Here is a 2,505-nt window from a genome sequence, read left to right as displayed (position 1 = left end):
GTAAGCGTCAAACGTAGGACACCTTGATCACGAAAATGAATGATCATCATAATAGAAAATCCCCGCCGGGATTCCGACAGGGACGTTTTGTCACGTCATGATCTACGGTTGTGAACCTCGGCCGGCAAGGTCTGAGACCAAGGTAGCAACGCGGCCAGGTCATCCGGATTATCTGTGTCGACATTAGGCAGCCGCTCGAAGAGGTATTGCAAATATGTGAATGGGTTAAGCCCATTCTCTTTCGCCGTTTCCACAATGCTGTATGCAATCGCACTCGCAGTGGCCCCTCGCGGCGTGTTCGCAAATAGGAAGTTCTTACGTCCAATGACGAACGGCTTAATCGAGCGCTCACTGCGGTTATTGTCTATTTCGAGATGGCCGTCTAAGAGGAATGCTTCTAGCTTAGTCCATTGATTCAGACAGTAAGTGACGGCTTCACCAAACGTGCTCTTTGGTAACACGTTGGCTTTCTGTTCTTCAAGCCATGCCAAAAAAGCGTCCAAGACTGGTCGACTTTGCTCAAGTCGACCGGCATACCGCTCTTCTGGAGACGCATCTTTACACTTTCGCTCAATCGCGAACAACTTGTTGCAGTACTCAAGTCCTTGCTTCGCAGCAACTGGTGCGTTTCTCTTCGTTGCCGGAAGTGCCTTGAGCGCCTCGTCGAACTTGCGTCGAGCATGTGCCCAACATCCGACGAGTGTCACATCTTCTAGCTCGTGGTATCCAGGGTACCCATCCACGTGCAGATAGCCCTTGAACCCGGTTAGGAACTTTTTTGGATGTTCCTTCGCTCGTGTTGGCTGGTAGTTGAAGAGAACAATGGGCGGGCCACCACGCCCACTACGATAGAGCCACATGTATGACTTCGTTTCTGCAGCTCGTCCCGACTCATGTAACACCTGCAAGGTTGTTTCGTCCGCATGCAGGTATCTTCGTTGAAGCAGGTCCTCGTGCAGACGGTGGTAGATTTTGCTCAGCCACTGGTTTGCACCATGCAGCACCCAGTTGGCCATGGTTTGCCGGGACAGAAGGACGTTCCGGCGTATGAATTGTTGTTCTTGCCGGTATAGAGGCATGCCTTCTACAAACTTCTTGCTCATGATGTATGCGACCGCAGATGGAGATGCCAAGCTTCCGGGTTGAACCGGCCGCGGCATTTGCGCCTTCACAATGGGTGTTTTCATTTCGTTATGTTCGCAGTGCCGACATGCATAGATGTATTGCACATGCTCGACCATACTCATTTGAGCCGGGATGATCTTCAGTTCCTTTCGGACCTCTTGGCTCATCTCGTGCATTTGACCACCGCAACAACCGCATACTTGCTCTTCCTGCAATAGCCGATACTCCACCCGCTCCACTGGGAGGTGACCGAGAAGCTCCTCCCGGAGTCCCTGACGCTTTTTGCGTACATGTGCTGCGACCTGTTGCTCCGGCTCAGCAGCCTCTTCTGCATCTGCAGCGTCATTTTCCCATTCAACCTCGTTAAACAAACGAAGTTGAATATTCTCGGCTTCCGTCCGTTCGCTAGATGCAGCGTACATACGCTTATACTGGAGTCGAAGCTTCTCCTCGTACCAAGCGATTTTTCGTATGAGCTCCTCGTTCTGCTGTTCCAGAGAGGCGCATTTTTGTTCTAGGGAATAGACTTGCTCAATCGTTGGAACCGATGATTTTGTCATGATTACACATTCGACAGAACACCCTGCAATCCCTTGTTATTAAAGGGTTCTTACAGGATTTCAGTCTGATTTTCACGACCTAGATGACTGTTCTAGCAGTGACTTCCGGATGGGTCTGGCGCTGTGTGATGGACAGACCATCTAACAGCCAACGCAATTCACGACGACTGATGGTGGCGGCCCGACCAACTGCGTCATCTGGCCAATGAAACCGTCCTCGTTCTAGCCTGCGGTAGTGAAGCCAGAACCCACTCGTATCCCATTGCAGGATTTTCAGCTTGTCTCGTCGCCGATTGCAAAATACAAAGAGGCAAGGAGAGAATGGGTCTAAATCTAGGACTTCTTTGACCAGGACTGCGAGACCGTCGATGGATTTGCGCATGTCTGTGCTCCCACAGGCCAAGTAGACCCGTTGCGCTGCATGCCCGTCAAACATTTGCCAACGCCTGCACGACTTGCCTGAGCAGAGCGGGATTAAAGCCGGACTTTACTTGGAGACTTGCATGACCCACCCGAATTATTATTGAATCGACGTCTTCCACAGTAGACTCGTCAACTTGCAATGACAACCATTTTACAGACGTCGGTTCCGATTGACGTTCCAACCGAAATTTGCGACTCCAATAACGGAACTGATAAATGTCGATTTCATTGGATTCACACCATGCTGAACCGGTTTGTCCACTCGTCTGGAAGTCCACGATCCGCTTCTCCCACATGGCACGCAATTCCGTCTTTGACACGGGGATCACTCTCCTCTTTGAGAAGATTATCCCGCGTGACGGAACCTATGACGAGGTGTCCTACGTTTGACGCTTAC

The 2,505-nt window shown here is 50.9% G+C and carries 3 protein-coding genes; all 3 read right to left on the bottom strand.

Annotation, left to right across the window (positions count from 1 at the left end):
- Positions 1-95: 95 nt before the first annotated feature.
- The 3 genes from tnpC to tnpA all read right to left on the bottom strand — a co-directional run bounded on the left by tnpC (position 96) and on the right by tnpA (position 2,428).
- Entirely contained in the window at positions 96-1,685 is a 1,590-nt protein-coding gene (gene tnpC, locus ACFSB2_RS17145; RefSeq protein WP_377944329.1) for an IS66 family transposase, read from the bottom strand.
- A 79-nt stretch (positions 1,686-1,764) separates the two neighbouring features.
- Positions 1,765-2,121, bottom strand: a complete 357-nt coding sequence (tnpB, locus tag ACFSB2_RS17140; protein WP_377944328.1) for an IS66 family insertion sequence element accessory protein TnpB — start codon at positions 2,119-2,121, stop codon at positions 1,765-1,767.
- Positions 2,114-2,428, bottom strand: coding sequence for an IS66 family insertion sequence element accessory protein TnpA (gene tnpA, locus ACFSB2_RS17135; RefSeq protein ID WP_377944327.1), 315 nt, complete (start codon positions 2,426-2,428; stop codon positions 2,114-2,116). Before tnpA ends, tnpB begins: the two co-directional genes overlap by 8 nt.
- Positions 2,429-2,505: the final 77 nt, after the last annotated feature.

The organism is Alicyclobacillus fodiniaquatilis, assembly GCF_042678105.1.
In the GTDB taxonomy this organism is placed as follows: domain Bacteria; phylum Bacillota; class Bacilli; order Alicyclobacillales; family Alicyclobacillaceae; genus Alicyclobacillus; species Alicyclobacillus fodiniaquatilis.
Note: the sequence above shows the minus strand (reverse complement) of the source record. Positions and strands in the feature narration are given on the sequence as shown.

Excerpts from the sequence above, each read along its gene's own strand:
- tnpC (WP_377944329.1), bottom strand. The coding sequence starts at position 1,685 with ATGACAAAATCATCGGTTCCAACGATTGAGCAAGTCTATTCCCTAGAA.
- tnpB (WP_377944328.1), bottom strand. The coding sequence starts at position 2,121 with ATGTTTGACGGGCATGCAGCGCAACGGGTCTACTTGGCCTGTGGGAGC.